The following is a 6,464-nucleotide window of genomic DNA, read 5'->3' on the forward strand; positions in this document are numbered from 1 at the left end:
GGTATGGCTATAAAAGAAAAACCCTGGACCTATCAGGACTATCTTCAGCTTGGGGATGAAAAGAGGTATGAGATAATTGAGGGAGAGCTTCTGGAAATGCCAGCACCCAGTATAAGGCATCAAAAAGTCCTGTGGAATCTGACTGGTCTTTTTAGAGACTATCATACAAAAACCAAAAGCGGTCTTTTTCTCTTCGCTCCAGTTGATGTGGTTCTGTCTGAGACGGAAGTTGTTCAGCCAGACCTTATATATATTTCAGAAGATAGGTTGTCTATTGTAAAGGAGAGGGCAGTGGAAGGGGTTCCAGATATGGTTGTGGAAATAGTTTCACCTGCATCATATACAAAAGACACACATGAAAAGAAAAATCTCTATGCAAAGCATGGTGTAAGGGAATACTGGTTGATTCTACCAGAACTAAAGCTAGTTGAAGTGCTTACACTGGAAGGAGGGGACTACAGGGTTCATTCCCTGTCTTCTGAGAAGGGCGTGGTGTGTTCAAAAATTCTGGAAGGCCTTTGCTTAGATTTAGAAGAAATCTTTTAAGGAGGTAAATTATGGCAACACTTGGACCGAGCGGTTTTTCACCTTATCCGGTGGCCGTTTACGAAGAGGTTCTGAACCCACCGCCGGGTAAGGCTCTCATGTTCAATGAGGTGGTGGATGAAGAGCTTGCCATGAGAGAGGCTGCCATAGCCATGCTTACAAGACCCAACCCCACCATATTCCCCGGTCCGCAGGTTCTCTACGCATGGAATGAGGAGGCGAAGGAAAAAGCAAGGCTTGTTAAAAGAATGGCAGAGGTGCTTGGTGCAAAGATAATTCCCATGTATGACTACAGACCAAAATACCCCAAGATAAACCCGGCGGTTGAAATAAACCCAAACCATCCAAACCTCACCATATGGCACAACAAGATAAAAGCCTGTATATTTGTGGGTGTCCACTGCCATTATGCCAATGTGGCCCTGAAGATAATAAGGGCGGAGACGGATTGCTTTACCATAGCTATGTGCGGTATGGCAGGACACGAAGATGCCATGATAACCCTCAGGGACCAGCATGTGGAAGAGATGGAGAAGTTTATAAAAATAGCCGAAGAGGTAAAAAGGGAGCTCTGTAGATGAAAGCTGCAGAAAAGCTCTGGAATTACGAGGATTATCTGAAGCTGGAAGGTGAAAAGAGGTATGAGATAATTGATGGAGAGCTTGTGGAAATGCCGGCACCAGGTGTGAGACATCAGGAAATCTTAAAGAGGCTTGCCAGACACTTTGAGACTGTTGAAAAAAGAGGTATAGGTCTTTATTATTTCTCACCTATTGACCTCGTGCTTTCTGAAAAGGATGTTTTTCAGCCAGACCTTGTGGTGGTGCTAAAGGAAAACTACTCCATAATTCAGGATAGGGGCATATTTGGTGCTCCAGACCTTGTGGTGGAGGTTATTTCACCTTCAACTTTCAAGAAAGACACAGAAGAAAAGAGAGAACTGTATGCTAAGTCTGGAGTAAAGGAATACTGGTTGGTTATACCTGAGCTGAAAATTATAGAAGTGCTTACGCTAAGGTCCGGCAAGTATGAGGTTCACTCTTTTGCCTGCGAAAGTGGCAAGGTATGCTCAAGGCTCCTTGAAGACTTATGCATTGAGCTGGAGGAGCTCTTCCGGTGATAAAAATCAGCTCCCTTGCAGGCGTTTTTTATAAATTTAAAACAAACTTTTGCAGGAGGTAAGGTCATGCAAACAGCTACCGAGGCTGTTATATACAACAAGGCGGGGCAGAGGATTGTTTCACCCGACTACCTGCTTTTTGAAGCACCAAGAACCAAACACTTCATGACAGGTTCAGAGGCGGTAAAGGAAGCGGTAAAAAGAGCCTCTGTGGATGCCTCTGTTTCCTATCCCATAACACCACAGTCTGAGGCTGCACATCTTATAGGTGAGCTGTGGGTTGAGGGATATGTGGGCGTATACTTCAGGGGTGAGTCAGAGTTTGGCGTTATGTCTGAGATAGCCGGATGTGCCATGGCTGGTGCAAGAACAATTACCACAACCTCAGGACCAGGAACGCTCAGGGCCTTTGAGAACTTTCCCATGTGGGCAGGAACAAGGATACCCGTGCAGCTTGTGCTTATGGCAAGAGGTGTCAATTCACCGCTTTCTATACAGCCCGATAACCTTGAAGTAGGCTTCCTGCTTGACACCGGTTGTATGATATGGTATGCAGAGAACGCACAGGACCTCTTTGATATGATTCTTGCAGGCTTTACCGTGGCAGAACAGCCAGATGTGCATGTTCCTGTTATAACCGTGGTGGATGGCTTCTTTGTCTCTCACACAAGAGAAGCGGTAATGCTTCCCCCAGATGACATAGCTCTTCCACCCTACAACCCCTACAAGGCACCCATGCCTGTAATTGATGCCGAGGTTCCGCCCGGAAGGTTTTTAAGAGACCCCTTTGTGATGAAGTCCAACTACATATCTTATGCGACCCATGCCAGCTGGCAGTGGGAAGTGAGGTCTGCCATTGAAAGGTCAAGACCTTATGCAAAGCACTATTTGAGAGGGCTTATAGAAGAGTTTGGGGACCCATCCGCCGAACTGGTGTTCGTTGCGTGCGGAACTGCAGCTGCCCAGGCAAAGGAGGCAGTGAGGCTTCTCGAGGAAGAGGGTATAAGGGCAAGAGTTGTCAAACTAAAAACCATAAGACCGTTCCCCATAGAGGAGCTAAAGCAGGCAGTGAAGGGTGCAAAGTATATATTCGTGCCAGAGTTTAACGTGGTGGGCTGGCTTGAAAGAGAGGTAAGGAGATACCTGTATGGGCATTCAGAAGCTGAGGTTATAGGTGCACCAAGGGTGGCAGGAGGAATGACCATGCCCGCAGAAGTTATAGTTAAAGAAGTTCTCAAACTAACAGGAAAGGAGGTCAAACATGTCATATAAGATTTACGAGATAAACGAAGACCTTCTGGATGTTATGCCTCAGGAGATAAGAGACCTTCAGTTTAGAGCCACCTGGGGCAACCCCAAGAGGGGCGTTATGGACCTCCCCTACTCAAAGGAGCTTATAGAAGAGCACTCCCTCTGCGCAGGATGTCCAGAATCTATGGCTCTCAGATACATACTTGCTTCACTTCCAAACCCTGAGGACACCATAATAATAAACTCTACAGGATGCACATCTCTTGTCTTCCCCCACATAGCCCTGCATACGGTTCACTCCCTCTTTGGAAATCAGAACGCGGTTGCATCGGGCATAAAGAGGGTTCTTGAATGGAGATTCCCCGACAAGGTAAAAGATGTGGTGGTGCTTGCAGGCGATGGTGCCACCGTTGACATAGGGCTTGACTGCACCCTTCAGTCCTTCTTCAGACAGGAGAAGATAACCACCATATGCTTTGACAACGAGGTGTATGCCAACACAGGTGGTCAGGAGAGCGGTCTTACAGTCAAAGGTCATGTTTTCAAGATGGCACCCAAGGGCAAACAGTGGGACAAGGTGCCCTTCTGGCAGATTGCCATAGACTCCGGATGCCACTATGTGGCAAGGCTTACAGTTTCTTCCCCCAAGAGGGTGGAGACGGTCATAAAGAAGGCCATATATGTGGCAAGGGAAGTGGGACCAACCTATGTGCACCTGTATACCCCCTGTATACTTGAGATAGGTCTTAACTCTGACGATGGCCTTGATGAGATGAGGCAGAGGGACAAGGAAAGGTTTGCCTTCTTTGAGTATGTGTCTGAACCTGCCAAAGAGGTCATTGAACGCAAGAAAGAGGAGGGTCTGCTATGATAAGGAGAAGGGTGAATATTCGTATGCCAGCCCTCGGTGGACAAGGTGCAGTTACTGCCGCACACATAATAGCCACCGCGGCAGACTACGAGGGCTACTATGCAGTTTCCAATCCCTTCTTTGGTGCAGAAAAGAGGATGGCACCTGCTGAGAGCTATGCACGCATAGGCATGGAACCTATATACGACAGAGGAGAGGTGGTCTATCCAGACGTCATAATGGTCTTCCACCCACAGGTTATAACCATGGGTAAGTCCTACACCATGCCCTTTTACTCTGGCATAAAGAGAAGGGGACTAATCATAATAAACACCGAGGAAGACCTGCTTACGGAAGAAGATAAAGAGAGGCTTGAGTCTCTTGATGTAAAGGTCTTCAACTTCCCTGCCACCAAGTTTGCCATAGACATAGCGGGAACAGAGCTCTCTACCAACATGGCCATGATAGGTGCCCTATTTGGTGCAATAGGTGCTGTTGGAACTGAAGCCATAGAAGAGGGTATAAAGTCAAGGTTTCTTAAGAAGTTTGTAGCTTCAGGAGGAACTGCATCCCTTGACTCCGCCCTTGAGAGAAAGTTCAAGAAAAAGCTGGAGCTAATAGAGAAGAACCTCAACACAGCAAAGGCAGCCTACGAGCTTGCTCAGAAATGGGCTCAGGAACAGGGGCTTGAACCCTTCTTGCCGCCTCCACCAAGAAAGGTGGCAGTTTAAAAGAGGGGGCATTGCCCCCCCATTTAAAAACTTGACATAGCGGTGACTGAGGTGTAAAATTTAAACATGGGGTGGGCAGGAAGGTCCTTAGGAGGGTTTTTTCTAGGTTCCTTAATGGTGGCTACACCTTCTTTTTCATGTCCTGAGGGTTTGCCCAGAATCTCCTGGAGCTATGAGGTTTCATCCAAAAGGGGTAAAGAGTACAGGAGGGTGGATGTGGAAGTAGTAAAAATAGAAAAGGTGAGCACTGTGCTGTCAGACAAAAGACTGTCCTACAAAGCATCTGTTAGTCCGGATGGCTCTGTAAAAGTGGAAGTGTATAACAAAAGCGCTGAAACCATAAAGGATGTGGTAATATCTCAGAAGCTTGAGGGTAGCTTTGAAGGCCTTGTAAGGGCAAGACGCATACTATCCAGACATCCTCTGATAGTGGAGGACTTTATTACCGCCCCTTACAGGGTGGAAGGTGATAACCTTTACATAGGGGTTCCGGCCATACATGCCGGTGAGCAGCTTCAGCTTGAATACAGCGTAAGAGCCTCAGTTATATACAGACCATCCCTTATCTCCCCGGTAGTCAGAAGTGAAGAAGTTCGTGAGAAGATTGTCAGGAGGTATAGCTTTTACTTTCCCCATCGGTAAGGTGAGACTGGATGGTCTGGTTGTTGAGAGGCTGATGGCTGATTTAAGTCTATTACCTTCTGGTGAAGAATACAGGGTAAGAGTAAAGGGCTATGCAGACTCTGTGGGCAACATTCATATAAACGAGAGAATAGCAAAAGAAAGGGCAAGAGGTCTGGTGAGTCTTCTTACCAACAGAAGCCTTGCCTGTCTTGAGAAGAATCACTACGCCGAGGGTCTTACAGGCACATCCCTTGAAGCCAGATAGGCTTTTAGCTCAGGTATGGCTATCTCTTTAAAATGGAAGAGGGATGCCGCAAGGCATGCATCTGCCCCACCAGCCACAAAGCCTTCGTAAAAGTGTTCCATTGAACCAGCTCCACCTGAGGCTATGACCGGAATGTTTACTGCAGAAGATACCGCCCTGGTCAATTCTATATCGTAGCCAGACTTTGTGCCGTCTCTATCCATGGAGGTAAGTAGTATCTCACCTGCACCCAGGCTTTCTACCCTCTTTGCCCACTGGACTGCATCAAGCCCTGTGGGGGTTCTGCCTCCATGTATATAAACTTCCCAGCTATTTCCCTTTCTCTTCGCATCTATGGCCACCACTATGCACTGGGAGCCAAACCTTTTGGCGCCTTCATAGACAAGCTGGGGATTTTTCACCGCAGATGTGTTTATGGAAACCTTGTCTGCACCCGCTTCTAAAAGTTTTCTCATGTCCTCAAGGCTTGAGATGCCCCCCCCAACGGTAAAAGGCATAAAAACGTTTTCTGCCACTCCCCTTACCACTTCAAGGGTTATCTTTCTATCTTCGGCAGATGCAGTTATGTCTAAGAACACCAGCTCATCTGCACCCTGTTCCTCGTAGGCAAGAGCCACCTCCACCGGGTCTCCCGCATCCACAAGGTCCACGAACCTTACACCCTTCACCACCCTTCCTTTATTCACATCAAGACACGGTATTATCCTCTTTGCAAGCATGTCAACCTCTCTGCAACTTCTTGTATATTTCTCCAAGATAAATTCTGTAGTATATGGGCCTGCCGTGGGGGCATGCTTCCATGTTTTCAAAGGAGAGCCAGAACCTCAAGAGTTCTCTTGCCTTTTCCTCATCAAGCCTGTCTCCGGCCTTTACAGAAGCCCTGCAGGCTTCATGAGAATCCATCTTGAGAACCTCGTAATTGCACCTTTCTGAAAGGAGGTGCTGGTCAAAAAAGTAAAGGTATTCCCCATACCTTGCCACAATGATTGTATTATCTATTATAACGCAAGTTGCAAGTTATAGCATCCCTGCACTCCAGAGCCTATGGAGATTGTAAGAAATTACCGCCATGTAGAT

10 protein-coding genes are annotated in these 6,464 nt (G+C 47.1%); 8 read left to right on the forward strand and 2 right to left on the reverse strand.

Going from position 1 to position 6,464, the window contains the following annotated elements:
- Positions 1-3 precede the first annotated feature (3 nt).
- The 8 genes from ACKRDP_RS02715 to ACKRDP_RS02750 all read left to right on the forward strand — a co-directional run bounded on the left by ACKRDP_RS02715 (position 4) and on the right by ACKRDP_RS02750 (position 5,387).
- The gene (locus ACKRDP_RS02715) at positions 4-546 is read left to right on the forward strand and encodes a Uma2 family endonuclease (RefSeq protein ID WP_409153214.1); all 543 of its coding nucleotides are present in this window, start codon (positions 4-6) and stop codon (positions 544-546) included.
- 11 nt (positions 547-557) lie between these two features.
- A complete protein-coding gene (locus ACKRDP_RS02720) occupies positions 558-1,127 on the forward strand; it encodes a carbon monoxide dehydrogenase beta subunit family protein (RefSeq protein WP_409153215.1) in 570 nt (189 codons plus the stop codon).
- On the forward strand, positions 1,124-1,666 hold the full coding sequence (locus ACKRDP_RS02725) for a Uma2 family endonuclease (protein WP_409153216.1): 543 nt from the start codon (positions 1,124-1,126) through the stop codon (positions 1,664-1,666). The genes ACKRDP_RS02720 and ACKRDP_RS02725 overlap by 4 nt, the downstream gene beginning before the upstream one ends.
- 66 nt (positions 1,667-1,732) lie before the next feature.
- Positions 1,733-2,938 (forward strand): transketolase C-terminal domain-containing protein, encoded by a 1,206-nt coding sequence (locus tag ACKRDP_RS02730; RefSeq protein WP_409153217.1) that lies wholly within the window; start codon positions 1,733-1,735, stop codon positions 2,936-2,938.
- The gene (locus ACKRDP_RS02735) at positions 2,928-3,788 is read left to right on the forward strand and encodes a thiamine pyrophosphate-dependent enzyme (protein ID WP_409153218.1); all 861 of its coding nucleotides are present in this window, start codon (positions 2,928-2,930) and stop codon (positions 3,786-3,788) included. Before ACKRDP_RS02730 ends, ACKRDP_RS02735 begins: the two co-directional genes overlap by 11 nt.
- Complete coding sequence (locus ACKRDP_RS02740) at positions 3,785-4,498, forward strand: 2-oxoacid:ferredoxin oxidoreductase subunit gamma family protein (RefSeq protein ID WP_409153219.1); 714 nt, start codon at positions 3,785-3,787, stop codon at positions 4,496-4,498. The genes ACKRDP_RS02735 and ACKRDP_RS02740 overlap by 4 nt, the downstream gene beginning before the upstream one ends.
- Positions 4,499-4,714: 216 nt before the next feature.
- On the forward strand, positions 4,715-5,140 hold the full coding sequence (locus ACKRDP_RS02745; protein ID WP_409153220.1) for a hypothetical protein: 426 nt from the start codon (positions 4,715-4,717) through the stop codon (positions 5,138-5,140).
- 34 nt (positions 5,141-5,174) lie between these two features.
- Positions 5,175-5,387 (forward strand): hypothetical protein, encoded by a 213-nt coding sequence (locus ACKRDP_RS02750; protein WP_409153221.1) that lies wholly within the window; start codon positions 5,175-5,177, stop codon positions 5,385-5,387.
- On the opposite strand, the gene hisF is transcribed toward ACKRDP_RS02750, so the two are convergent.
- Together hisF and ACKRDP_RS02760 are read right to left on the reverse strand one after the other, a co-directional pair.
- Positions 5,345-6,106 carry an imidazole glycerol phosphate synthase subunit HisF gene (gene hisF, locus ACKRDP_RS02755; protein WP_409153222.1) on the reverse strand — a complete coding sequence of 254 codons (762 nt, stop codon included), beginning with the start codon at positions 6,104-6,106 and terminating at the stop codon, positions 5,345-5,347. The two genes, ACKRDP_RS02750 and hisF, sit on opposite strands and share 43 nt — an antisense overlap.
- A gap of 1 nt (position 6,107) precedes the next feature.
- Positions 6,108-6,368 (reverse strand): hypothetical protein, encoded by a 261-nt coding sequence (locus ACKRDP_RS02760; RefSeq protein ID WP_409153223.1) that lies wholly within the window; start codon positions 6,366-6,368, stop codon positions 6,108-6,110.
- Positions 6,369-6,464 lie beyond the last annotated feature (96 nt).

This window comes from Pampinifervens navoyensis, from assembly GCF_046159715.1.
GTDB lineage: Bacteria > Aquificota > Aquificia > Aquificales > Aquificaceae > Pampinifervens.